Annotated in this window: 18 protein-coding genes and 1 riboswitch; of the genes, 7 read left to right on the forward strand and 11 right to left on the reverse strand. The window is 67.3% G+C overall.

Going from position 1 to position 23,620, the window contains the following annotated elements:
- Positions 1–434: 434 nt before the first annotated feature.
- The 3 genes from VQ042_RS02875 (at position 435) to VQ042_RS02885 (ending at position 5,237) form a co-directional block, all read left to right on the forward strand.
- Entirely contained in the window at positions 435–2,114 is a 1,680-nt protein-coding gene (locus VQ042_RS02875) for an NAD(P)H-dependent oxidoreductase subunit E (RefSeq protein WP_331815309.1), read from the forward strand.
- Positions 2,111–4,906 carry a formate dehydrogenase subunit alpha gene (gene fdhF / locus VQ042_RS02880; protein ID WP_331815312.1) on the forward strand — a complete coding sequence of 932 codons (2,796 nt, stop codon included), beginning with the start codon at positions 2,111–2,113 and terminating at the stop codon, positions 4,904–4,906. The genes VQ042_RS02875 and fdhF overlap by 4 nt, the downstream gene beginning before the upstream one ends.
- A 79-nt stretch (positions 4,907–4,985) precedes the next feature.
- Complete coding sequence (locus VQ042_RS02885; RefSeq protein WP_331815315.1) at positions 4,986–5,237, forward strand: DUF3329 domain-containing protein; 252 nt, start codon at positions 4,986–4,988, stop codon at positions 5,235–5,237.
- Positions 5,238–5,259: 22 nt separating this feature from the next.
- Here VQ042_RS02885 and glgX read toward each other — a convergent pair whose 3' ends face one another.
- The gene (gene glgX / locus VQ042_RS02890; RefSeq protein WP_331815318.1) at positions 5,260–7,494 is read right to left on the reverse strand and encodes a glycogen debranching protein GlgX; all 2,235 of its coding nucleotides are present in this window, start codon (positions 7,492–7,494) and stop codon (positions 5,260–5,262) included.
- Positions 7,495–7,772: 278 nt separating this feature from the next.
- Between glgX and VQ042_RS02895 the strand changes: the two genes are divergently transcribed.
- Positions 7,773–8,183, forward strand: a complete 411-nt coding sequence (locus tag VQ042_RS02895; protein ID WP_331815321.1) for a hypothetical protein — start codon at positions 7,773–7,775, stop codon at positions 8,181–8,183.
- 33 nt (positions 8,184–8,216) lie between these two features.
- Here the strand turns inward: VQ042_RS02895 and VQ042_RS02900 are convergent, their stop codons facing one another.
- Positions 8,217–9,041, reverse strand: a complete 825-nt coding sequence (locus VQ042_RS02900; RefSeq protein ID WP_331815324.1) for a polyphosphate kinase 2 family protein — start codon at positions 9,039–9,041, stop codon at positions 8,217–8,219.
- A 162-nt stretch (positions 9,042–9,203) separates the two neighbouring features.
- Here VQ042_RS02900 and VQ042_RS02905 point away from each other — a divergent pair, with 162 nt between their 5' ends.
- Complete coding sequence (locus VQ042_RS02905; RefSeq protein ID WP_331815326.1) at positions 9,204–10,355, forward strand: YbfB/YjiJ family MFS transporter; 1,152 nt, start codon at positions 9,204–9,206, stop codon at positions 10,353–10,355.
- Positions 10,356–10,407: 52 nt separating this feature from the next.
- Here VQ042_RS02905 and VQ042_RS02910 read toward each other — a convergent pair whose 3' ends face one another.
- The 8 genes from VQ042_RS02910 to ugpB all read right to left on the reverse strand — a co-directional run bounded on the left by VQ042_RS02910 (position 10,408) and on the right by ugpB (position 19,691).
- Complete coding sequence (locus VQ042_RS02910; protein ID WP_331815328.1) at positions 10,408–11,823, reverse strand: alpha,alpha-trehalose-phosphate synthase (UDP-forming); 1,416 nt, start codon at positions 11,821–11,823, stop codon at positions 10,408–10,410.
- 75 nt (positions 11,824–11,898) lie between these two features.
- Positions 11,899–12,642, reverse strand: a complete 744-nt coding sequence (gene otsB, locus VQ042_RS02915; RefSeq protein ID WP_331815330.1) for a trehalose-phosphatase — start codon at positions 12,640–12,642, stop codon at positions 11,899–11,901.
- Between the two features lie 215 nt (positions 12,643–12,857).
- Positions 12,858–13,691 carry an N-acetylmuramidase domain-containing protein gene (locus VQ042_RS02920; RefSeq protein ID WP_331815332.1) on the reverse strand — a complete coding sequence of 278 codons (834 nt, stop codon included), beginning with the start codon at positions 13,689–13,691 and terminating at the stop codon, positions 12,858–12,860.
- A gap of 119 nt (positions 13,692–13,810) precedes the next feature.
- Positions 13,811–15,109 carry a D-amino acid dehydrogenase gene (locus tag VQ042_RS02925; protein ID WP_331815334.1) on the reverse strand — a complete coding sequence of 433 codons (1,299 nt, stop codon included), beginning with the start codon at positions 15,107–15,109 and terminating at the stop codon, positions 13,811–13,813.
- A 148-nt stretch (positions 15,110–15,257) separates the two neighbouring features.
- Positions 15,258–15,347, reverse strand: a riboswitch (glycine riboswitch).
- 111 nt (positions 15,348–15,458) lie between these two features.
- A complete protein-coding gene (locus tag VQ042_RS02930) occupies positions 15,459–16,532 on the reverse strand; it encodes a sn-glycerol-3-phosphate import ATP-binding protein UgpC (RefSeq protein WP_331815337.1) in 1,074 nt (357 codons plus the stop codon).
- 2 nt (positions 16,533–16,534) lie between these two features.
- Complete coding sequence (gene ugpE, locus VQ042_RS02935) at positions 16,535–17,383, reverse strand: sn-glycerol-3-phosphate ABC transporter permease UgpE (protein WP_331815339.1); 849 nt, start codon at positions 17,381–17,383, stop codon at positions 16,535–16,537.
- A gap of 18 nt (positions 17,384–17,401) precedes the next feature.
- Positions 17,402–18,283, reverse strand: a complete 882-nt coding sequence (gene ugpA, locus VQ042_RS02940) for a sn-glycerol-3-phosphate ABC transporter permease UgpA (protein ID WP_331815341.1) — start codon at positions 18,281–18,283, stop codon at positions 17,402–17,404.
- A 100-nt stretch (positions 18,284–18,383) separates the two neighbouring features.
- Complete coding sequence (gene ugpB, locus VQ042_RS02945; RefSeq protein ID WP_331815343.1) at positions 18,384–19,691, reverse strand: sn-glycerol-3-phosphate ABC transporter substrate-binding protein UgpB; 1,308 nt, start codon at positions 19,689–19,691, stop codon at positions 18,384–18,386.
- Positions 19,692–20,040: 349 nt separating this feature from the next.
- On the opposite strand from ugpB, the gene VQ042_RS02950 reads away from it, so the two are divergent.
- A complete protein-coding gene (locus VQ042_RS02950; RefSeq protein ID WP_331815345.1) occupies positions 20,041–21,174 on the forward strand; it encodes an iron-containing alcohol dehydrogenase in 1,134 nt (377 codons plus the stop codon).
- Positions 21,175–21,261: 87 nt separating this feature from the next.
- Here VQ042_RS02950 and VQ042_RS02955 read toward each other — a convergent pair whose 3' ends face one another.
- Complete coding sequence (locus VQ042_RS02955) at positions 21,262–23,016, reverse strand: DEAD/DEAH box helicase (protein ID WP_331815348.1); 1,755 nt, start codon at positions 23,014–23,016, stop codon at positions 21,262–21,264.
- A gap of 318 nt (positions 23,017–23,334) precedes the next feature.
- Here VQ042_RS02955 and VQ042_RS02960 point away from each other — a divergent pair, with 318 nt between their 5' ends.
- Positions 23,335–23,547 carry a cold-shock protein gene (locus VQ042_RS02960; RefSeq protein ID WP_009211216.1) on the forward strand — a complete coding sequence of 71 codons (213 nt, stop codon included), beginning with the start codon at positions 23,335–23,337 and terminating at the stop codon, positions 23,545–23,547.
- Positions 23,548–23,620: the final 73 nt, after the last annotated feature.

Consider the following 23,620-nt stretch of genomic DNA (forward strand, 5'->3'; position numbering starts at 1 on the left):
GTCCGGCGGGTCGAAGAGTTTGGCAGACAGTCTACATCGCGCTCACGCGGATATGCGGCATCCTCACCCCCCAACGAACCATCGCGCATGGCTGGGCTCCATCTGGTCGAGGCCCCGTTCGGCACCGACAGCCCCGCAGATCGCTGTCGGCCCGGCGGGGTGACACCAATCATGTTCGGACCTGTATCGGCCTGAAGAAAGAGTGCCGCCCTCCGTCCCATGTGATCCGATCGGTGGCGCCCCCTTGCCGGATCGCGCCTGCATATGTTCGTCTCCCGCGGTCAGCCTCGGCCTTGGTTCGTAAGGCACAAGGGCGAATTGCGGTCGCGCGACCGGCCGGTGGTGGCCATGGCCGTTAAAATTTTGGTACGGTCTTTTGTCTCAAGGCGTTATGCGGCATTGAGCTTCATGGTGGGCACCGTGAAGGAGGAAGAATGGCGGTGCGGGAGCTTCGACCACGGGATCGTGGGCCCAAGGGACGGGAACTCGACGAGGCGGCGTGGTCGGACATACGGGAACTCCTCGGCGAACGGCCGCGGCGACGGGACCTTCTCATCGAACATCTGCATCTGGTTCAGGACCGGTTCGGCTGCCTGAGTGCCGCCCATTTGCGGGCCCTGGCCGAGGAAATGCGGCTGTCCCAGGCGGAAGTCTACGAGGTGGCGTCCTTCTACGACCATTTCGACGTGGTGCGCGAAGGCGAGGCGAAGCCGGCGCCGCTGACCATCCGGGTCTGTGATTCGATCAGCTGTGCGCTGGCCGGTGCGGAATCGGTGATCGGCGAGCTGCAGGCCGGCGTCGATCCGGCCGCCATCCGCGTGGTGCGCGCGCCCTGCATGGGCCGTTGCGCCGGCGCGCCGGCGGCCCGTCTGGGGGACCGGGAGGTGGATCATGCCACCCCCGACGGCCTGCGCGCCATGGCCGCGGCCGGCGAGACCGGCGTCAATGTGCCCGAATACACCCATCTCGCCGCCTACCTGAAGGCCGGCGGCTACAAGCTGCTGAACAAGATCCGCGACGGCGCGACCCCGGTCGAATCGCTGCTCGGGACCCTGCAGGACGCAAGTCTGCGCGGGCTTGGCGGCGCCGGCTTTCCGGCCAGCAAGAAATGGGGATTCGTGCGGTCCTATCCGGGACCCCGCCTGATGACCATTAATGGCGACGAGGGCGAGCCCGGTACGTTCAAGGACCGCTATTATCTGGAGAGCGACCCGCACCGCGCGCTGGAAGGCGCCCTGATCGCCGCCCATGCGGTGGAGGCGGAGCGCATCTACTTCTACATGCGCGACGAATATCCGGCGGTGCTGCATATCCTGCGCACCGAGATCGCGGCGCTCGAGGCCGGCGGCATCGTCACGCCCGGCTTCATCGAACTGCGCCGGGGCGCCGGCGCCTATATCTGCGGCGAGGAAAGCGCGATGCTGGAGAGCATCGAGGGCAAGCGCGGCCTGCCGCGCCATCGCCCGCCCTATATTGCCGAGGTCGGCCTGTTCGGGCGCCCGACGCTGAACCACAATGTCGAGACGCTGTGGTGGCTCCGCGATATCGTCGAAAAGGGCGCGGACTGGTTTGCCGGGCTGGGCAGCCCGGGCCATCCGGGCATTCGCTCCTGGTCGGTTTCGGGCCGGGTGCGCGACCCCGGCGTCAAGCAGGCGCCGGCAGGCGTCACTGTGCGCGAGCTGATCGAGGACTATTGCGGCGGCATGACCGAGGGCCATGCGTTCAAGGCCTATCTGCCGGGCGGCGCGTCCGGCGGCATCCTGCCCGCCGCCATGGGCGACATCCCGCTGGATTTCGGCGGCGAGCTGGCGCAGCAGGGCGCCTTCATCGGCTCCCATGCGGTGGTGATCTTCTCGGATCGCGACAACATCAGGGGCGTGGCACTCAACCTCCTGCGCTTCTTCGAGCACGAAAGCTGCGGCCAGTGCACGCCCTGCCGGGAGGGCACCGGCAAGTTGGTGTCGCTGCTCGAGACGAAGGGGCCGATCGACGAGACGGCCATCCGCGATCTGGAGACCGTGCTGCGCGACGCCTCGATCTGCGGCCTCGGCCAGGCCGCGCCCAATCCGGTCAACCATCTTCTGACGCATTTTCGTGAGGATCTGTCGCAATGACCGATACGATCACCTTCACCCTCGACGGCCGGTCCGTCGCCGCCGAGGCCGGCGAAACCATCTGGGACGTGGCCAAGCGCGAGGGCACGCGCATCCCGCATCTGTGCCATGTCGACATGCCGGGCTACCGGCCCGACGGCAATTGCCGCGCCTGCATGGTGGAGGTCGACGGCGAGCGCGTGCTCGCCGCGTCCTGCATCCGCAAACCCGCCGAGGGCATGGTCGTGCACACCGCCACCGAGCGTGCGGTCAAGTCGCGCCAGATGGTGGTGGAGCTCCTTGCCAGCAACATGCGCCCACCCGAGGAAGGCCCGGACAACCAGTCGATGTTCTGGGACTGGGCCTCGTCCATGGGCGTCGCGGGCAGCGACCGCTTCCCGTCGAAATTCGCCGACGGCCATGTGCCGGCCGAATTCGACGTCACCAATCCGGCCATTGCGGTCAACATGGATGCCTGCATCACCTGCGGCGCCTGCGTGCGCGCCTGCCGCGAGGTTCAGGTCAACGACGTCATCGGCATGGCCCAGCGCGGCAACCGTGCGGTGCCGGTCTTCGACATCCACGACCCGATGGGCCTGTCCACCTGCGTGACCTGCGGCGAGTGCGTCCAGGCCTGCCCGACCGGCGCGCTCTACGAGAAGTCCCTGATGGACGGGGCGGGCACCACCCGCGCGGTCCAGGAGTTCGACAAGGTCGTCGACAGCGTCTGTCCGTTCTGCGGCGTCGGCTGCCAGACCAGTGTCGCGGTCAAGGACAACCGCATCGTCCAGGTCGACGGCCGCGACGGCTACGCCAACGAGAACCGTCTCTGCGTGAAGGGCCGCTTCGGCTTCGACTATGCCATGTCGCCCGAACGCCTGACGAAGCCGCTGATCCGGCGCGACGACGCGCCGAAGGCCGGCGACATCGACATGCGCAACGTCGATCCGCTGACCGTCTTCCGCGAGGCGAGCTGGGAAGAGGCGATGGCGCGCGCCGCCGGCGGGCTCACATCGATCATGAAGGACCATGGCGGCCAGGCGCTGGCCGGCTTCGGTTCGGCCAAGGGGTCCAACGAGGAAGCCTATCTCTTCCAGAAGCTCATCCGACAGGGCTTCGGCACCAACAACATCGACCATTGCACGCGGCTGTGCCACGCCTCGTCGGTGGCCGCGCTCATGGAAGGCGTCGGCTCCGGCGCGGTCTCGGCCCCGTTCAACGATGCGATGAAGGCCGAGTGCATCATCGTCATCGGCGCGCGCCCGACGACCAACCATCCGGTCGCGGCGACGTATTTCAAGCAGGCCGCCAAGCTGGGCAAGCAGCTCATCGTCATCGATCCGCGCGGCCAGGACCTGATGCGCCACGCCACCCACTCGCTGAAGTTCAAGCCCGGCACCGACGTGGCCATGCTGAACGCGCTGCTCCACGTGATCATCGAGGAACAGCTCTATGACGAGCAGTACATCCAGGCCAATGTCGCCGGCTTCGCGGCGCTGAAGGAGAAGGTCAAGGACTTCTCGCCCGAGGCGATGGCCGAGATCTGCAACGTGCCGGCCGAGATGCTGCGCGATGTCGCGCGCACCTACGCCAAGGCGGAGCGCTCAATCATCTTCTGGGGCATGGGCATCTCCCAGCACACCCACGGCACCGACAATTCCCGCTGCCTGATCGCGCTGGCGCTGATCACCGGCCATATCGGCCGGCCCGGCACTGGTCTCCACCCGCTGCGCGGCCAGAACAACGTCCAGGGCGCGTCGGATGCCGGCCTGATCCCTATGTACTATCCCGACTACAAATCCGTCGAGGATCCGGATATCCGGGCGAGCTACGAGAATTTCTGGGGCCAGACGCTCGATCCCAAGACCGGGCTGACGGTGGTCGAGATCATCGACGCCATCCATGACGACGCCATCAAGGGCATGTACGTCATGGGCGAGAATCCGGCCATGTCCGATCCGGACCAGGCTCATGCCCGCGCGGCGCTGGCCAGGCTGGACCATCTCGTGGTGCAGGACATCTTCCTGACCGAGACCGCCTGGCATGCCGACGTGGTGCTGCCGGCCTCGGTCCATGCGGAAAAGCTGGGCACCTTCACCAACACCAACCGGCAGGTGCAGATCGGCCGTCCGGCGCTCGACCTGCCCGGCGAGGCCCGGCAGGATCTCGACATCATCATCGATCTCGCGCGGCGCATCGGCCTTGACTGGAACTACGGCCACGTCTCCGAGGTCTATACGGAGATGGCGGCTGTCATGCCGTCCCTGAAACACATCTCCTGGGAGCGCGTGGAACGCGAGGATTCGGTCATCTATCCGGCCGACGGCCCGGACACGCCCGGCAACGAGATCATCTTCTCGACCAGCTTCCCGACCGCCGACGGCCGCGGCCGCATCGTGCCGGCCGACCTGCTGCCGCCCGACGAGGTGCCGGACGAGGAATATCCGCTGGTGCTCACCACCGGCCGCCTGCTCGAGCACTGGCATACCGGCGCCATGACCCGCCGGGCCGGCGTGCTCGACGCGATTGAACCCCAGGGCATCGCGGCGATGAACCCGCGGGAGATCGGCCGCCGCGGCCTGCACCAAGGTGAGATGATCGCGATCGAGACCCGGCGCGGTACGGTCGAGGCGATCCTGCGGGCCGACCGTGAAGTCGCGGACGGCATGGTCTTCATGCCCTTCTGCTTCAATGAGAGCTCGGCCAACATGCTGACCAATCCGATGCTCGATCCCTTCGGCAAGATTCCGGAGTTCAAATATTGCGCCGCCCGGGTCGCTCCGGCTGCTGTCACTCGCGAGGCCGCGGAGTAGGCAGCAGACGACGGCGTCACTTGCGGAGCCGCGCTGCGGCCGGCCCGCAAGCGAGCGTAACGAGAGGGAAGACATCGCCATGATGAGCAGCAAGGAAGCGGCCCATCCGTTCTATCGCCCGCTCTGGGTGCGGGTCTGCCTGGTGGCCTCGCTCGTCGCCTGGTCGGCGCTGGAGTGGTTCCACGCCGCCTCCTTCTGGGGCATCGTCACTGCGGCAGCGGCGGTCTGGGCGATCTGGACCTTCTTCGTCACCTATGACCCGAACGCGGCCAAGGACACCAACGCGGGTGCCGGCTCGCGCACGCCCAAAAGTGCACGCGAGCCGGACTGAACCTTGCGGGTGAGCCCGTTCCTCAGGGCCGCGAGGTGTCCAGCGGCCGTTCCTTGATGTCGAGGATGGCGCCGATCGCCTCGCGCAAATTCCTCGGCTGGCGGTCTTCCTGGCTCAGCACGAACACCAGCAGCGAGCGGCCGGTCACCTCGAACACTTCGCCGAAGTTGAAGACCGGCACGTCGGTGCGCTCCGGCGTGTTGGTGTCGATCAGGCAGACCCAGCGCTTGCCGTCCGGCACTTCCGGCAGGGTAAACTCCACCACGTCGTGATAGGCGTTGGTGATCATGAGCAGCGTGGCGTCGTCGCCGCGCTTCTTGATGCCGGTCGGCTGTGCCCGTCCGTCGAGCAGCATGCCGAAGCATTTCGCGCCGGCCTCGTCCCACTGTTCCTGGGCCATTTCCTCGCCGGTCGGCGACAGCCAGGTCACGTCCTTAACCTCCAGCTCCTCGTTGTATTCCCCGACGAGGAAGCGGCCGCGATGCAGGATCGGATAGGCGCGGCGCACGGCGATCAGCTTGCGGGTGAATTCCTGCAGCGCCCGGCCGTCCTTGCCGACCGCGTTCCAGTCGAGCCAGTTGATCTCGTTGTCCTGGGCATAGGCGTTGTTGTTGCCGTCCTGGGTGTGGCCGAACTCGTCGCCGGCCAGGATCATCGGCGTGCCCTGGGACAGGAGTAGCGTCGCCAGCAGGTTGCGCTTCTGGCGTTCGCGCAGCTCCTGGATCTCGGGATCGTCGGACGGGCCTTCCACGCCGTGGTTCCACGAATGGTTGTTGGAATGGCCGTCGTTGTTGTCCTCGCCATTCGCCTCGTTGTGCTTGTCGTTGTAGGAGACGAGGTCGTTCAGGTTGAAGCCGTCATGGGCGGTGATGAAGTTCACGCTCGCCCAGGGCTTGCGGCCGCGGCTGTTGAACAGATCGCCCGAACCCGAGATGCGCCGCGCAAATTCCGGCAGCATGCCCTCGTCGCCCTTCCAGTAGGCGCGGACTGCATCCCGGAACTTGTCGTTCCACTCCGCCCAGCCCGGCGGGAACTGGCCGACCTGATAGCCGCCCGGACCGATGTCCCACGGCTCGGCGATCAGCTTGACCCGGCTCAGGACCGGATCCTGGCGGCAGACGTCGAGGAAGCCGCCACCCTCGTCGAAGCCGTGCGGCTCGCGGGCGAGGATGGTGGCGAGATCGAAGCGGAAGCCGTCGACCCGCATCTCCGTCACCCAATAGCGAAGCGAATCCGCCACCATCTGCAGCACCCGCGGATGCGACAAATTCACCGTGTTACCGGTACCGGTATCGTTGATGTAGTAGCGCGGCTGGTCGGGCAGCAGGCGGTAGTAATTGGCGTTGTCGATGCCCTTCTGGGACAGCGTGGGGCCCAGTTCGTTGCCTTCGGCGGTGTGGTTGTAGACCACGTCGAGGATCACCTCGATGCCGGCATTGTGGAACTGGTTGATCATCTCCTTGAATTCGTTGACGAATGGCGTCTGCAGATAGCGCGGCGCCGGGGCGAAGAAGGCGAGGCTGTTGTAGCCCCAGTAGTTCTTCAGCCCCTTCTCGATCAGATAGCTGTCGTCGACGAAGGCATGGATGGGCAGGAGCTCGGCCGAGGTGACGCCGAGCGCCCGCAGATACTCGGCGACCCGCGCATGGGCGAGGCCGGCGAAGGTACCGCGCTCGGCCTCCGGAATGCGGGTGTTGAGCTTGGTAAAGCCCTTCACATGCATCTCGTAGGCGATCGTGCGCTCCCACGGGACCATCGGGTGAGCCGCCGATCCCCACGTGAAGGCCGGGTCGATGACGCGGCATTTGGGGATGAGATGCGCACTGTCCTGGTCGTTGAAGGACAGATCCTTGTCGGCGTGGTCGAGCTGGTAGCCGAACAGCTCCGGGCCCCATTCCAGATTGCCGACCAGCTGCTTGGCATAGGGATCGATCAGCAGCTTGTTGGCATTGAACCGGTGGCCGGCATCCGGCTCGTACGGTCCGTGGACGCGGAAGCCGTAGACCGTTCCAGGCCGTGCTTCGGGCAGGTAGCCGTGCCAGACCTCGTCGGTGTATTCGGGCAGCTCGATCCGTTCGCGCTCGGTGACGCCCTCATCGTCGAACAGGCAGAGTTCGACCTTGGTGGCGTTGGCCGAGAAGATGGCGAAATTGACGCCTAGCCCATCCCAGGTCGCCCCCAGGGGGAACGGCCGCCCCTCGCGCACCACGGCACGTTGCTGCACCTGCGGGGAGGATGGCCTCGGCGAGTCGGTCATGAACACATATCCTGGTGAGAAAGGCAGGCAGCAACGCCGTACCGGGTGATTGAGTTCCGCCTCGGCACCAGCGCGTCCGCCCGCGGTAACGTTCGGGTAAGCATAGTCGCAGGACCCGTCACCGGCGAAACGCGCTCGCGCAACTTTCGTTCGCGCCGGCCGTTCCGTCTTCGACGATCCGCGGAACAGGTGCCGCTAACCATTTCAACCGGGATCTACGGCGCTTAACCGGCATTTCATCGGTTCCGACGACGATCGGCACGAAACGTATCGAGTGAATGACGATGCCCGCCCCGACCTTTGAGCAGATCCTGGACGACGTGGCTACCAGCGAAGCCGCTGTTGCAGCTGGCAATGCCGGCATTCGCAGTTCGGCCGGTTTCTGGTCCGCCTTTGCACGCATCGCCCCGCCACGTTCGGCCCGGGCTGCCCGCCGGATGCCGGCGACGCCGGAGCCGATGGATACCCCGGAGCCGGCGCAGCCGCCGAGTATTGAACCCGCCGACATTGCGGCCGAACTCGATCTGCGGCCGGGAATGACGGCGGCCCAGTTGCAGGGGGTGCGGCGCGCCTTTGCCCGCCGCAATCATCCCGATGGCTACGGCCACGACTTCCCGGCTGAATCGACGGTGCGGATGCAGATCGCCAACGCGCTGATCGATCGGGCGCTGAAGACGGTCCAGCGCTGAGTCGCAGCGTTCCAGCGTCCTGTCCGCTTCGGATTACGCCCCCTCCGTCGCCGCAAGCTCGGCCGTGAAGCGCCTTTCGAGTTCCGGGTCGAGTTCGGGCGGAGCCAGGTTCACGTTCGCCGACAGGCGTTCGGCGATCGTTTCCAGCGCGGTGACGCGGGCGTATTTCTTGCTGTTGGCGGCGATCACCGTCCAAGGCGCGGCGGCCGTGTCGGTGCGCGCCAGCATCTCGTCGGCGGCCAGCTGATATTCGTCCCATTTGTCGCGGTTGCGGAAATCCTCGTAGGACAGCTTCCAGCGCTTCAGCGGATCGTGCAGGCGCCGTTCGAAGCGGCTGAGCTGCTCGCTGCGATCGATGTAGAGGAAGATCTTGGCGATCCTCACGCCGTCGTCGGCCAACAGCTTCTCGAAGCCGTTGATCTCCTCATAGGCGCGTTGCCATTCTGGCCCGGACGCAAAACCCTCGACCCGCTCGACCAGGACCCGGCCGTACCATGATCGGTCGAAGACGGCGATCTCGCCCCTGGCGGGCAGGCGTGACCAGAACCGCGCCAGATAATGGTGGGACAGTTCGGTCGGGGTCGGCGCGGCGATCGGCCAGACCTTGAAGCCGCGCGGATCCATGACCGCCGCCATGCGGCGGATTGCGCCGCCCTTGCCGGCGGCGTCCCAGCCTTCGAAGACGATGAGGGCCTTCTCCTTGCTGTTCAGATAGGCCTGCTGGATCTTCTGGAAGCGAAGCTGCACGGCCTGGATCCGGGCGTCGTACTCCGTGCTGTCGAGCTTCAGGCTCATGTCGAGCGCCTCGAGACGCCCCTTGCCGGTCTTGTTGCCCATGCCGTCCTCGTCGATCCGCATCCTGTCTCGCTGCCAATTAGGGCGGCGAGTGACGACGCGGAAGAGTGCCTGTCCTCGCAGCACGGGCAGGGCACCGGTGCACCTTCGGCATTTCGTCAGGCGGGCATATGGCCTACAAGCGGCCGACAGAGCGTCCCGCTTAAACCCCTGCCAGTGCGTGCCATGCACCCGACCAACCGAATGCTTCTCGGCGGCTTCCTGACCCTGGCCATCGTCATGGGCGTCGGGCGCTTCTACTACACGCCGCTCCTGCCGCTGATGCAGCGTGACTACGGCTTCGGCCCGGATATCGCGGGTATTGTGGCAGCGGCAAACTTTGCCGGCTATCTGGCGGGGTCGCTGATGGCGACCCTCTTTGCCAGGGGTGCGCTCCGGCTGGCCGCCTTCCGAATCGGCATTGTCGCCAGCATCGTCACCACCTTCGCCATGGGGCTGACCGACGACCTCGCAGTCTGGCTGGTGCTGCGCACCGTCTCGGGTCTCGCCAGTGCGTTCGCCATGATCACCGCGGCCGGCATGGTCGCCGAGGCGCTGTCCGCGATCGGCGCGGAAGCGCGGCTGAGCTGGATGTTCGGCGGGGTCGGAATCGGCATCGCCGTGTCCGGCCTGCTTGTCCACTTTGCCGCGCCCTTCTTCGATTCGGCCGAACTCTGGATGGCGGCGGGGCTCCTGTCGGCGGTCCTGGCGCCGATCGTCTTCTCCGAGATCGGCGAGCGCGAACTGCCTGCGACCATGCGTCCGCCCGATCCGCGCCGCCGTGTGCCGCGCCCGCTGCCATTCTGGCCGCTGCTGATCAACTACAGCTGCGAGGGGCTCGGCTATTCGGTCTTCGCCACTTTCATTGTCGCCATCGTCAAGTCGCGGCCGGGACTGGAGGCGATGGGCGACTGGGTGTGGATCATCGTCGGCCTTGCCGGACTGCCGAGCTGCCTGTTCTGGTCGCGGATCGCCGAGCGCTTCGGCTTTGCCGCCGCGCTCGTGGCCGCCTATGCGGCGCAGATCGTCGGCGTGATGCTGCCGGTGCTGTCGAACAGCGGCCCGGCAGCACTGGTCGCGGCGGTGCTGTTCGGCGGCACCTTCATGGGCATCACCCTCCTGACCATTCCGCTGGGGCGGCACGGGCTGGGCGGCCGCGGCTTTGCGGTGCTGACCGCAGGCTTCGGTCTCGGCCAGATGCTTGGCCCGCTGATCGCGGGCTTCCTCGTTGCGGGGGACGGCAATTACGACATGGCGCTGGCCGGATCGGCCGCGGTTCTGGGCGTCGCGCTCCTGGCGCTGGCGACGGCCATCCGGCTGCGGCCGGTCACGGCCTGAGGCGCCGGAGTTCCGCGCGTCCGGCAGGGTACACAAAGCACGCTGCTGCAGGTCAGGCCTGCGGCGCGTCGTCGGGCAGGCTGGAATCGGCGTTTTCGAGCGCCGCGATAAAGGTGTCGCACCAGATTTCAGACGTTCCGGCAAAGACCGCCTCGCGCATCCCTTGCCAGCGCCGCATGCGCTCGTCGAAGGGCATGGTCAGGGCCCGCTGCAGGGCACGCGCGACGTCATCGGTGGAGTAGGGATTGACGATCAGCGCGTCGGGAAGCTCGGCCCGCGCCCCGGCAAAGCGCGACAGGACGAGGACGCCCGGATCGTCGGGATCCTGCGCGGCGACGAATTCCTTGGCGACGAGGTTCATGCCGTCGCGCAGCGGCGTCACCAGGCACACCCGGGCCGCGCGGTAGATGCCGGCCAGCGCCCGGCGGGTGAAGCCGCGGGTCATGATCTGGATCGGCGTCCAGTCGAGGGTGGCGAAGCGGCCATTGATGTGGCCGGCCAGTTCCTCCAGTTCGCGGCGCAGCTCGACATAGGCGTCGAGTTCGGAGCGCGACAGCGGCGCCACCTGCAGGAACTGCACGTTGCCGCGATTCTCCGGGTAATCCTCCAGCAGCCGCTCGAAGCCGCGGAAGCGCTCCACCAGGCCCTTGGAATAGTCCATGCGGTCGACGCCGACGATCTGCAGCCGTTCTCCGGCCATGTCGCGCAGCATCTCCTCGTGTTCGCTGGCTTCCGGCGAGACCGCGAAGCGCTCGTAGCCCGGCGCGTCGATGCCGATCGGGAAGACCCGCGCGGTCACCACCCGGTCGCCGACGCGGATGCGGTTGTCGGACAGCTTCTCGCCGCCGAGTTCGCGGATGCAGAAGGCAACGAAGTTGCGCCGGTCCGTGTCGGTCTGGAAGCCCACCAGGTCATAGGCGAGCATTGCCCGGACGATGTCGTGGCTGGCCGGCAGCGCCGTGAAGATCTCCGGCGGACAGAACGGGATGTGCAGGAAGAAGCCGATCCGACCCTTGAAGCCGCACTGGCGCAGCTCCGAGCCGAGAAAGAAGAAATGGTAGTCATGGACCCAGACGATGTCGTCCTCGTTCAGGAGGGGCGCCAGCCGGGCGGCAAAGCGCTGGTTCACGGATCGGTAGATCCGCTCCGACTGCCGGTCGAACTGGGCGAGGTCGAGCCGGTAGTGCAGCAGAGGCCAGAGCGAGCGATTGGAATAGCCGAGATAGAAGCCGTCGAGCTCTTCCTGATTCATGTCGATGGTGGTCATCGACACGCTGTCCTGCACCTCGGTCTTCGCTTCGCTGAACGTGCCCTGCTCGGACGTCTCGCCGCTCCAGCCGAACCACAGGCCGCCGCGCCGCTTCAGCGCATCGGACAGCCCGACCGCCAGGCCGCCGGCCTTGCCCTCGTCGTTGAGGGGGCCGACCCTGTTCGATACCGCCACCAGTCGCCGCCGCGCGTCCGCCATCGTCTCCCGTCCCCTTCTGCGAAGCCGCGTCCCCGGCCTCTTTGCTCATCGTCGTGTCGCTGCCAGCGGCGCTCGTCAGGAGGCCGCCGCGATCCAGGCGTGCACGGCGGCGATGTCCTTCAGCCGGAACTCCGCCACGCTCGCCTTCTCGGCGCCGCCGACCTTGATGGAGACCCCGCCTTCGTTGCGCACGTGGCGCAGCGCGAACTCGTCCGTCGTGTCGTCCCCGACATAGACCGGAATGCGGCCGGCAAAGGGCGCGTCCTCCATCATGGCGGCGACGGCCTTGCCCTTGTCCATGCCGGCCGGATGCACCTCGACGATGCAGTCGCCATGCATGACGACGAGGTCCTCGCGGCCTTCGGTCGCCTTGGCCATGATGCGCTCGGCGAGGTCCTTCAGGTCCGGCGCCGTGCGGTAGTGGATGACGAGGGCGGTGTCCTTGTCCTCCAGATGCAGGCGCTGGTTGGCCTCGAGCGCGGCGGCGATTGTGTTGCGCACCGGATCGAGGGTCTCCGGGCCCGCCAGCCGCTCCACCTCGCCGTCGGGGCTTCGCCGGCGCTCCAGACCGTGCACGCCGGCCGCGGCGAAGCGGGCAGGGGACAGGAACCGGTCGAGATCGGCGATGCGCCGGCCGCTGACGACCGCGAGGGCGCCACCCAGCCGTCTGGCCAGGCTCGCCAGTTCGTCCCGCGCGCCGGGCGCGATCGCCACGGCCTGCGGGTCCTCGACGAGTTCGACCAGCGTTCCGTCGAAGTCCAGGAAGGCGGCGTGACGGGTGGTGTCGAGGGCGGGGGGAATGGCGAAATCATGAGTCATATCGGTTGCATTACATAGCACCTGCAGCGCCGGAAGCCATACGATCGATACGAAAGTCGGGCTGTTCCGGCCGCTTTCCGGCGCCCGGAACCGGGCCTGCGGGGCCGGTGCGCGACCGCATCGGCCCGAAAATCAGGATCGATTTTCGGAAAGCACGATGCGGATAGTCAGACGGTTAGAGCGTTCTTTGTGCGTCCTTCCGGACGCACGGCGCTTTAGCCGGCACCGGGGCAGGGCTGCGTCGCAAGTCCCAGTCGCGCCAGCGTCGCGGCGTCGGCCATGGCCGAGATCGGCAACCCGTGCGCGCGCTGGAAGGTGGACAGCGCAGATTGGGTTGCGGTACCGAAGATTCCGTCCACTGCGAGGCGATGACCATGGGCGACGAGCGCGCCCTGCAGCCGGCGAACGGCGTCGCCGCGCGCCCCGCGGCGCAGGTCCTGCAGCGGCGGGTTCGTACCCAGCAGGCGCCGGGCGGTGCGCAGCGCTTCGGCGATCTTCTCGTCATAGCGGTTGCGACGATAGGCGGGGCCGTTGTAGCCGCGGGCAAAACCGGCGACGTCGCCGGCGACGAGACGATCCGCCAGCCTACCGGTGGCGAGGAACCGTGCCGCGATCTCGAACTGGCCCTCGGCCGATGCGCGCGCTGCCGCTGCCAGATCCGCCGCGCCGCCATAGCCCAGCGCCTTCCAGTGGGCGTCCATCACCTGGCAGAGACCCCAGGACACCGAGGCGCAAGCCGCCGTCCTGTCGATGGCCGCCGCTGCCTCGAAGAGCTGCCAGCGGGCGCTCTGGGCGGAAGGGTTGCGGACCCGCCCGGCGCGCGGATCTGCCAGCCCGGCGGCCCTGGCGCGGCTGCGGGCGGCGGGGGCCAGCAGCCGGTCGAAATAATGACCCTCGAAGCGGATCAGCGGTTCGCGCCGATCGGCGAAATGCGCAAAGGCCACCGCATTGGTTTCCACGAGCGCGACCGCCAGAAGCACCGCCGCGTCGATGCCACCGGTCTCCGACACCCGGCACGCCGCATTCAGGACCGTTTCGTCCACCCTCATCGTCGTCTTCCGCTCCATCCATCCGCCACCAGTGTCGCAGGGGTTCGGAAAGCGGGGACAAGACGGCCGCCCCATCGGGTGACGGGGCGGCCGGGTAAGGTCGTTGGAAGAGGCGGGCGTCAGGCGGCCGTGGGCAGGCTCCGCTCGGCTGCCGGGACCGGCCGGAAGCCCCCGGCATGGGGCCGTGCATAGCGGGCCTCGACCTCACCGGCGATCATGTCCGCGGTGACCGCCGAGAGCGTCCAGCCCAGATGGCCGTGGCCGGTATTGTAGAAGACGCCGGCGGCGCGGCCGGCGCCGACCCGCGGCATCATGTTCGGCATCATCGGGCGCAGACCCGCCCAGGGCACGACCGAATCTGTCGCGATCTCGGGGAAGCGGGTGCGGCACCAGTCGACCAGCGGCCGGATGCGGGCATCCTTGATGTCGCGGTTCTCGCCGGCGAATTCGGCGGTGCCGGCGATCCGCAGCCGGTCGGCGCCGAGGCGGCTGGTGACCACCTTGGCGTGGTCGTCGAGCAGGCTCACCCAGGGCGCACCGGCCCGGCTCGCCGCGTCGGCGAGGTTCACCGTCACCGAATATCCCTTCACCGGATAGATGTTCACCCGGTCGCCGAGCTGGCGCGCGAAGGCGCGGCTGGCGACCCCGGCACAGACGATGATGCCGTCGAAATGTTCCAGCCGCGGTGCCGCGGCCGGTTGGCGCCCGTCCCGCCAGGTCACCTCGACGCCCTGCGCGCCGCGCGACCGCAGCTTGCGCACGTCCGCATCGAAGGCGAAGGTCGCGCCGTGCCGCCGGCAGGCCTCGGCGAGGCGGCGGGTATATTTGTGGATGTCGCCGGTGAAGTCGGATTCGGTGAAGAAGCCGCCGACGAAATCCCCGCGGATGGTGGGCTCGATGGCGGCGATCTCGGCCGGCGTCACGGCGTCGCGGCGCAGGCCGCCCTTCGCGAGCAGGCGGTTCACATCGGCGGCGTGCGCCATCTCCGCGCGGTCCTCATAGACATGCAGGATGCCGCGCTTTTCGGCATCGAAGTCGAAGCCCTCGCGCTCGGCCGCCTCCAGCAGATGCCGGCGTGCCGCGATCGCCAGCCGGGTGGTGGCGATGGTGTTGGTCTCGTAGCTGCGGGCGGCGAGGACGAATTCCATCATCCAGGACAGCTTGTGCCAAGACGGGGACGGATGGACGAGCAGCGGCGCATCCTTGCGCAGCATCCATTTCAGCCCCTTCAGGAAGGTGCTCGGCTGGTTCCAGACTTCGGCGTTGGAGGCCGAGAGCTGGCCGCCATTGGCAAAGGAGGTTTCCATGGCGGCATGGGCGTGACGGTCGAAGACGGTCACGTCGAAGCCCCGCAGGACGAGCTGATAGGCAGTGGTGACACCGGTGATGCCGGCGCCGATGACGGCGATGGAGGTCATGACGATCCTTTCGCCCCGCCGCAGCGGGGGCGTCGTTCATGCCCCTCCCGTCATGAGCCTGAGAGCTTCGCGGCCGCGGAAGAATTTCCGGCGGACACTTTCTCCTTCGGCGGACGACCAAGACGGCCGTCGCTCTTCGGAATTTGCAGTGACGCAGGCGGTCCTTCTGCCTGAGAGTTTCCGGGGCGGTTGCTCCTTCGGCGCCGGCCTTGCGGCCGGTCTCTCCCGCTTGCGTCTGTAGTACCCATTCTAGGCCGTCCGCGGGCCTGCGGCAAGCGGCGCCGTATCGGCCTTTGTGCCGGGGCTCGCATGCCGGCAGCGCGGGACTGCCCGCGCAGCGGGCCGCAGATCAGTCGAGGCGGCGACCGCTGGCGGCGTCGAAGCGGTGCACGGCGGCCAGCGACGCGGCGGCGCGCACCGGCGTGCCCGGCTCGAGGTGGCTGTAGCCGGCCACCCGCACGGCGATCTCCGGGCCCTGGTTGGGCAGGGCGCCATAGACGTAGCTTTCGGCACCGACCACCTCGACGCCGGTGACCGTCAGGTCGCAGACGAACTCGCCGTCGACAGCGGGCGTGTCAGCGAGAAGCCGCATGTGCTCGGGGCGGATGCCGAGGGTCATCGCGGCAGGGGTCGTCGCGGCCAGCGCGTCGAGACCTGTGATGCCGGTCACGCCGCTCTTGCCGTCGCCGAGCGGGACGAGGTTCATGGCCGGGGAGCCGATGAAGGTGGCCACGAACAGGCTGGCCGGACGCTCGTAGATCTCCATCGGCGAGCCGGCCTGCTCGATGCGTCCGGCATTCAGGACGACGAGCCGGTCGGCCAGCGTCATCGCCTCGAGCTGGTCGTGGGTGACGTACAGGCTGGTGGTGGCGAACTGGCGCTGCAGGCGGCGGATCTCGGCGCGCATCTGCACCCGCAGCTTGGCGTCGAGATTGGACAGCGGCTCGTCGAACAGGAACGCCGCCGGCTCGCGAACGATGGCGCGGCCCATGGCAACGCGCTGGCGCTGGCCGCCGGAGAGCTGCCCCGGCCTGCGCGACAGGAGCGGCGCGATCTCCAGCACCTTCGAGGCCTCGTCGACGCGTCGGGCGATCTCGTCCTTCGCCATCTTGCGGTTCTTCAGGCCGTATTCCAGGTTCTGGCGCACGGTCATGTGCGGATAGAGCGCGTAGTTCTGGAACACCATCGCGATGTCGCGCTTGGCCGGCTCCAGCTCGTTGACCACCCGGTCGCCGATGGTCACCGTCCCCGACGTGATCGCTTCCAGCCCTGCCACCATGCGCAATAGGGTCGACTTGCCGCAGCCGGAGGGGCCGACGAGGACGACGAACTCGCCGTCGGGGATCTCCAGCGAGACGCCCTTCACGGCCTCCACATTGCCGGCATAGACCTTGCGCACGTCCCTCAGTTCGATGCCTGCCAAGACTACTTCTCCGCTTCGACGAGGCCGCGCACGAACCAGCGCTGCATCAGGACGACGACCAGGACGGGAGGCGCGATCGCCAGGATCGCCGTCACCATGACGAGGTGCCAGGGCGTATCGGCGTCGGCGAAGGACACCATCTTCTTCAGGGCGATGACGATCGTGTTCATCTGGTTGTCGTTGGTGACGAGCAGCGGCCACAGATACTGCGTCCAGCCATAGATGAAGAGGATCACGAACAGCGCCGCGATGTTGGTCTTGGACAGGGGCAGCAGGATGTCGCGGAAGAAGCGCATCGGCCCGGCAGCGTCCACCCGCGCCGCCTCGACCAGTTCCGAGGGGATGGTCATGAAGAACTGCCGGAATAGCAGCGTTGCCGTGGCCGAAGCGATCAGCGGCAGGATCAGCCCGGCATAGGTGTCGATCAGGCCGAGATCGACCATCACCTTGTAGGTCGGCAGGATGCGGACCTCGACCGGCAGCATCAGGGTGATGAAGATGAGCCAGAAGAAGGTCATGCGCAGCGGAAAGCGGAAGAACACGATCGCGAAGGCCGACAGGATCGAGATGACGATCTTGCCCACCGCAATGCCCAGCGCCATCACCGAGGTGTTGAACAGCAGCGTCCAGACGCTGACCCCGCCGATCCGGTCGACGCCGCCGAACAGCGCCTCGCTGTAATTGTCGAGGAACTGGTCGCCCGGCAGCAGCGGCAGCGGCGGCCGCAGGATGGTCTGCAGTGTCTGCGTCGAGGCGACGAAGGTGTAGTAGATCGGGAAGGCGACGATCAGAAGGCCCAGCACCAGAAGCACGTGGGCAACTGGCCGGCCGATGGGGCTGCGCTCGATCATGGCCGGCTGTCCTGACGCTCAACCATAGTGCACCCGGCGTTCCACATAGCGGAACTGCACCGCCGTCAGGGCGATGACGATCGCCATCAGGATCACTGACTGGGCCGCCGAACTGCCGAGGTTGAGATTCACGAAGCCGTCGACATAGACCTTGTAGACCAGCGTTTCGGTCGCCCGCGCCGGCCCGCCGGCGGTGACGGAATCGATGATGCCGAAGGTGTCGAAGAAGGCGTAGACCGTGTTGACGACCAGGAGGAAGAAGGTGGTCGGCGCGATCAGCGGGAAAACGATGGTCCAGAAGCGCTTGGTGGAACCGGCGCCGTCGATCGCCGCGGCCTCGGTCAGCGATTTCGGGATCGACTGCAGCGCCGCCACGAAGAACAGGAAATTGTAGCTGATCTGCTTCCAGGCCGCGGCCACCACCACCAGCAGCATGGCCTGGTCGCCGTTCAGCAGCGGATCCCAGTCATAGCCGTTGCGCCGCAGCATGTAGGCGAAGGTGCCCATGGCCGGGTTGAACATGAACAGCCACAGCATGCCGGCGACGGCCGGGGCCACCGCATAGGGCCAGATCAGCAGCGTGCGGTAGAAACCCTTGCCGCGCGTCACCTTCTCGGCTGCCGAGGCGAGCAGCAGCGCCAGGGACATGGCGAGGAGGGCGGTCGAGATCGAGAAGACCGCGCTCACCTTCACGGCGTTGAGATAGCTGGGGTCGTCCAGCACCGACCGGAAATTGGCGAGGCCGACGAATGTCGTCTTCAGCCCGAACGGGTCCTGCCGCAGCACCGACTGGAAGAGCGCCTGGCTTGCCGGCCAGTAGAAGAACACCAGGGTGATCGCCACCTGCGGCGCGAGCAGCAGATAGGGCAGCCACTTGTTGGGAAAGACGGCTTTCGACACGGCGTCTCTGAAACTGGGTCGCCGCGGCGGGGCGGGGGCGACGGGAAGGAAACGCCGGGCGACCTGGCCGCCCGGCGTCGATGGATGATGGCGCGGGCGCTTACTGCGCTTCGGCGATCGCCTCGTTGCCGAGCTCGACAGCCTTGTCGAGGGCGGTCTGGGCGTCCTGCTGGCCCGACAGCATCAGCTCGAACTGCTCGTTCTGGATGTCGCGCAGCTGCGGCAGGTTCGGCAGGCGCACGCCCTTGGAGTTCTCGGTCGGCTGCTTGCCCATCATCTGCGTGATCGGCGTCTCGCGGCCGGGGTTCTCCTGGTAGAAGCCCGATTCCTTGGTCGCGTCATAGGCGGCGGCGGTCACCGGCAGGTAGCCCGAGACCTGGTGCAGGCGCGACTGGATCTCGGTCTGGGACAGGAAGTTGAAGAACTCCCCGATGCCCTTGTACTCCTCGTCCGACTTGCCGCCGAAGACCCAGAGGCTGGCGCCGCCCGGGATGGTGTTCTGCGGGGCGCCTTCGGCATTGGCGTCGTAGGGAAGCTGGCCGATGCCGTAGTTCAGGCCGGACTTGACGATGTCGCCGAGACCGCCGGAGGATTCCGTCAGGATTCCGCATTCGCCCGACAGGAAGAGCTGCTTGGCTTCCGAGGTGCGGCCGCCGTAGCGGAACACGCCGTCCTTGGCGAGATCGGCGATGGCCTGGAAGTGCTCGACATAGAGCGGTGCGTTGATCTTCAGCTCGACGTCGGTGCCGGCCAGGCCGTTCTCGTTCGTGCCGTAGGGCACGTTGTTCCAGGCCGCGAAGTTCTCCAGGTGGATCCAGGTCAGCCAGGTCGAGGTGTAGCCGCACTCGGCCGCGCCCGATTCCTTGATCGTGCGGGCGGCCTCGAAGACTTCCTGCCAGGTCTGCGGCGGGCTGTCGACGTCGAGGCCGGCCTTCTCGAAGACGTCCTTGTTGTAATAGAGGATCGGCGAGGACGAATTGTACGGGAAGGACAGCATCGTGCCATCCGGCTTGGAATAATAGGCAACGATGCCGGGCAGGTAGTTCGCCTTGTCGAAGCTGTAGCCTGCGGCTTCCAGCACCTCGGCGACGGGCATGACGGCGCCCTCGGCGCCCATCATCACGCCGGTGCCGACGTCGAACACCTGGATGATCGCGGGCGGCTGCTGGGCGCGGAAGGCGGCGATGCCGGCATTCAGCGTCTCCGGATAGGTGCCCTTGAAGACCGGGGTGATCTTGTACTCGTCTTGGCTCTCGTTGAATTCCTTGGCGAGCGTGTCGACGACTTCGTTGTTGGCGCCGGTCATGGCGTGCCACCACTGCAGCTCGGTCACGGCGAAGGCCTGACTGGCGCCGGCGATCAGCGCGCCCATGGCGACGGCGGCGCCCAGAATTTTGCGGTTCATCATGTGTTCCTCACCCTTGATGCGACTCTCGGGCCCTGTTGCCGAGCTCGTTGCAAGCCGCTTGTCTAGGAGTGCTTCAAAACCGCTCCATGACACAAGCATGAAGCTTCGATGACGGTGGAAAATCTGTCGAAAGGCCCGTGAATTCTTGATTCCGGCGCACAGGGTGCGTCTTCGGCGAGGCATTGCGGCCCGAAATCATCCCTGGCTCGCGGAGGTCGATGAGCGACGCGGGCGAGGATCGCCTGTCGGCATTTTCAAAGCCGTTCGCAAGGGTTATGGATCCCTCGCGGCGCGGCCGGGTCCTGAGGAGCGAAGGCCAGCGCTGCGACACGCCATTGGGGAGCCACGCATGGCCTTGATCACTTATCTGACGAAGATCCAGTTCGAGGTTGGCGCCGCCGCGCTTCTGGCCACCGAACTCCACGAGCTCGGCCTCGGCACCCCGATGATCGTTGCCGACAAGGGCATCGTCGCCGCCGGTCTGGTCGAGCGGGTGCTCGCGGCCGCCGGCCTGCCGGCCGATACCGTGGTCTTCGACGGCACCCCCGAGAACCCGACGGAGGCGGCGGTCCACGCCGCGCTGGCGCTCTATCGCGAACATGGCTGCGACAGCCTGGTGGCGATCGGCGGCGGCTCGCCCATCGATCTGGCCAAGGCCGTGTCGCTGCTGGCGACCCATCCAGGACCGCTGGAGCAATATGCGGCGATCCTCGGCGGCATTCCGCGCATCACCGCCGACAAGCCGCCGCTGGTCGCCATGCCGACGACGGCGGGGACCGGCAGCGAGGTCGGGCGTGCGGCGCTGGTCACGCTGGAGGACGGGCGCAAGCTCGGCTTCATCTCTCCCCACATGATCCCCAGCGTGGCGATCTGCGATCCAGAATTGACCTTGGGCCTGCCGCCGGCGCTGACTGCCGCCACCGGCATGGACGCCGTTACCCATTGCATCGAGACCTACCTGTCGCCGCGCTACAATCCGCCGGCCGAGGCGATCGCGCTGGACGGGCTTGCCCGCGCCATGCGGTGGATCCGCCGCGCCGTCGAACGCGGCGACGACATCACCGCGCGCAGCGAGATGATGATGGCGGCGCTGCAGGGGGGCATGACCTTCCAGAAGGGGCTCGGGGCGGTCCACTCGCTGTCGCATCCGCTGGGCGGGCTGAAGAGCGTGCGCCTGCATCACGGCACGATCAATGCCATCCTCCTGCCGGCGGTGCTGCGCTACAACGCACCGTCTGCCGAAGCGAAGTACCAGGCCCTCGCCGGTGCGATGGGTCTGGAGCCGGGCGCCGACCTCGCCGCGGCGATCACCGCGCTGAACCGCGATCTCGGCCTGCCGACGACGCTGTCGGAGATGCAGGTGCCGCGCGAAAGCTTTGCGGCCGTGGCCGAGGGCGCAGAGAAGGACCATTCGACGGCCACCAATCCGCGGCCGGCGGTCGCTGCCGATTTCCTGCGACTGCTCGAGGAAGCCTGGGCCTGAGGCGAACGTCGGCCGGCTCCGGTCAGGGGCGGGGTATCAGATCCGAGGCCGGGCGACAGCCGCCCGGCCTCGGTGTCGTTCGGGGTGTCAGGCGTTCGGCTTGGGCCTGGGGCGGCGCGGCTTGGCGCTGCCCGGGCCGGTGCCGCCCTTGCGGTTGAACGGCTTCTTGCCGCCCGGCTTGCCGAAGCCGCCCTTGCGGTCGAAGTCGCCGCCCCCCGGCGCCGCCGTGGTGGAGATGGTGATGTCGTCGCCGTCGCTGACTTCGGCGGCATCGGCAAAGCGCCTGGCGACGCTCTCGGAAATCTCGAACTTTGTCTCCCGGTCGAAGATCTTGATCATCCCGATCTCCTGCCGGGTGATCTTGCCGCGCCGGCACAGCAGCGGCAGGATCCATTTCGGATCGGCATTGTTGCGCCGGCCGACATCCATGTGGAACCAGACCATCGGACCGCTGGCCTGCTCGCGCTCCTTGCGGGCGCCACGATCCTTGCCCTCGGAAAAGTCCTTCCCGGCCTTCGGATCGGGGCCATAGCCCGGATCGAAGACGTCCTCGGGGGCGGGCAGGCGCGAGCGATAGAGCCGCGCGAGCGCCGCTGCCACGTTTTCCGGCGTGTGCTGTTCGAGCAGGGTGCGGGCAGCCGCCAGATCTTCCTCGCTCGATTCCTGCGACAGGATCGGGTCGGTCAGCAGCCGGTTCTCGTCCAGCTTGCGGATCGCGTCGGCCGAGGGCGTGCCGCCCCATTCCGCCCGGATCCGGGCTTCGGCCAGAAGCCGCTCGGCCTTGCGCCGGCGCGAGATCGGCACCAGCAGCACCGAGATGCCTTTGCGCCCGGCCCGGCCGGTGCGGCCACTGCGGTGTTGCAGGGTTTCGGCGTCGCTCGGCAGGTCGGCGTGGATGACGAGGGCGAGGCCCGGCAGGTCGATGCCGCGCGCCGCCACGTCGGTGGCCACGCACACGCGCGCGCGCCCGTCGCGCAGGGCCTGCATGGCCTGGTTGCGCTCGGCCTGGCCGAGTTCGCCCGACAGGGTCACTGCCGAGAAGCCGCGTTCCAGAAGGCTCGAGGACAGGTGCCGCACCGCTTCGCGGGTGTTGCAGAACACGATAGCGCTCGGCGCGTCGTTGAAGCGCAGCACGTTGACGACCGCATGTTCGAGCTCGTTCGGCGCGATGCGGATCGCCTTGTATTCGATGTCGGCATGGGCGGCGCTGCTGCGCGTCGCCTCGATGCGCAGGGCGTCGCGCTGGTAGCGCTTGGCCATGGTCGAGATGATCTTCGGCAGCGTGGCCGAAAACAGCAAGGTACGCCGCTCGCGCGGCGTGGCTTCCAGGAGGAACTCCAGATCCTCGCGGAAGCCGAGATTGAGCATCTCGTCGGCCTCGTCGAGGACCAGCGCCTTCAGGGCCCCGATCTGCAGCGCGCCGCGCTCCAGATGGTCACGCAGCCGGCCCGGCGTGCCGACGACGATGTGCGCGCCCTGCGCCAGCTTGCGCTTTTCGGCGCGCGGATCCATGCCGCCGACGCAGGTCACGATTTCGGCGCCGGTATTGGCGTAGAGCCAGGACAGTTCGGTCGTCACCTGCATCGCCAGTTCGCGCGTCGGCGCGACGATCAGCGCCATCGGTGCGCCGGCGGCGCCGAAGCGCTCGGCCTCGCCGAGCAGCGTCGGGGCGATGGCAAGCCCGTACGCGATGGTCTTGCCCGAACCCGTCTGGGCCGAGACGAGGAGGTCGCGACCCGCCGCCTGCGGCTCCAGGACGGCATCCTGCACCGGGGTCGGGTCGACGTAACCGCGCTCTGCGAGCGCGTGAGCGAGTGGCGTGCTCGTTGTACGGAACGGCATCTGGTAATCCTTGGGTATCGGCAGTGGCGGCGGCAACGAGCATGCGCGCGAGTGGCTGCATTTCCGCCCAGCCGCGCTTCCTATTGCACAGGCCGGGCCACGGCTCAACCGAGACGGCACCGGTGACGCCTCGTGCGGTGTCGGCGAACCGGCGTTTGCTCCGGCTTTTCCCGCCGGATCGCTCACTCGCTGCAGCCTGCCGCAGCGGAATCTCGCCCTGAGGCGCGTCCCGCCGCTTGCATCGCGAGCCATTGCCCACCATTCTGTCTCGGCGCGCGGGCGGTATGCCCGGCGCCGACTGGAAAAACAGGTAGTAAAATGGCTCAGACTGGTACGGTGAAGTTCTTCAACATGGACAAGGGCTTCGGCTTCATTAGTCCGGATGCGGGCGGAAGCGATGTGTTCGTGCACATCTCGTCCGTCGAGCGCTCCGGAATGACGTCCCTCACGGAGAATCAGAAGGTTTCCTTCGACACGGAGCCCGATCCGCGCGGCAAGGGACCCAAGGCGGTCAACATCCAGCCGGCATAATTCGGCCTGCGGGGCGGCAACGTCCGCTGCCGAACGGCCCGCCGCGAGGCGGTGCCCCGGCACGCCCCGAGGC

The organism is Aurantimonas sp. A2-1-M11 (genome assembly GCF_036549475.1).
Lineage (GTDB): Bacteria > Pseudomonadota > Alphaproteobacteria > Rhizobiales > Rhizobiaceae > Aurantimonas.

Coding starts and splice junctions, on each gene's coding strand:
- VQ042_RS02875 (WP_331815309.1), top strand. CDS start 435: ATGGCGGTGCGGGAGCTTCGACCACGGGATCGTGGGCCCAAGGGACGG.
- fdhF (WP_331815312.1), top strand. CDS start 2,111: ATGACCGATACGATCACCTTCACCCTCGACGGCCGGTCCGTCGCCGCC.
- VQ042_RS02885 (WP_331815315.1), top strand. CDS start 4,986: ATGATGAGCAGCAAGGAAGCGGCCCATCCGTTCTATCGCCCGCTCTGG.
- glgX (WP_331815318.1), bottom strand. CDS start 7,494: ATGACCGACTCGCCGAGGCCATCCTCCCCGCAGGTGCAGCAACGTGCC.
- VQ042_RS02895 (WP_331815321.1), top strand. CDS start 7,773: ATGACGATGCCCGCCCCGACCTTTGAGCAGATCCTGGACGACGTGGCT.
- VQ042_RS02900 (WP_331815324.1), bottom strand. CDS start 9,041: ATGCGGATCGACGAGGACGGCATGGGCAACAAGACCGGCAAGGGGCGT.
- VQ042_RS02905 (WP_331815326.1), top strand. CDS start 9,204: ATGCACCCGACCAACCGAATGCTTCTCGGCGGCTTCCTGACCCTGGCC.
- VQ042_RS02910 (WP_331815328.1), bottom strand. CDS start 11,823: ATGGCGGACGCGCGGCGGCGACTGGTGGCGGTATCGAACAGGGTCGGC.
- otsB (WP_331815330.1), bottom strand. CDS start 12,642: ATGACTCATGATTTCGCCATTCCCCCCGCCCTCGACACCACCCGTCAC.
- VQ042_RS02920 (WP_331815332.1), bottom strand. CDS start 13,691: ATGAGGGTGGACGAAACGGTCCTGAATGCGGCGTGCCGGGTGTCGGAG.
- VQ042_RS02925 (WP_331815334.1), bottom strand. CDS start 15,109: ATGACCTCCATCGCCGTCATCGGCGCCGGCATCACCGGTGTCACCACT.
- ugpE (WP_331815339.1), bottom strand. CDS start 17,383: ATGATCGAGCGCAGCCCCATCGGCCGGCCAGTTGCCCACGTGCTTCTG.
- ugpB (WP_331815343.1), bottom strand. CDS start 19,691: ATGATGAACCGCAAAATTCTGGGCGCCGCCGTCGCCATGGGCGCGCTG.
- VQ042_RS02950 (WP_331815345.1), top strand. CDS start 20,041: ATGGCCTTGATCACTTATCTGACGAAGATCCAGTTCGAGGTTGGCGCC.
- VQ042_RS02955 (WP_331815348.1), bottom strand. CDS start 23,016: ATGCCGTTCCGTACAACGAGCACGCCACTCGCTCACGCGCTCGCAGAG.
- VQ042_RS02960 (WP_009211216.1), top strand. CDS start 23,335: ATGGCTCAGACTGGTACGGTGAAGTTCTTCAACATGGACAAGGGCTTC.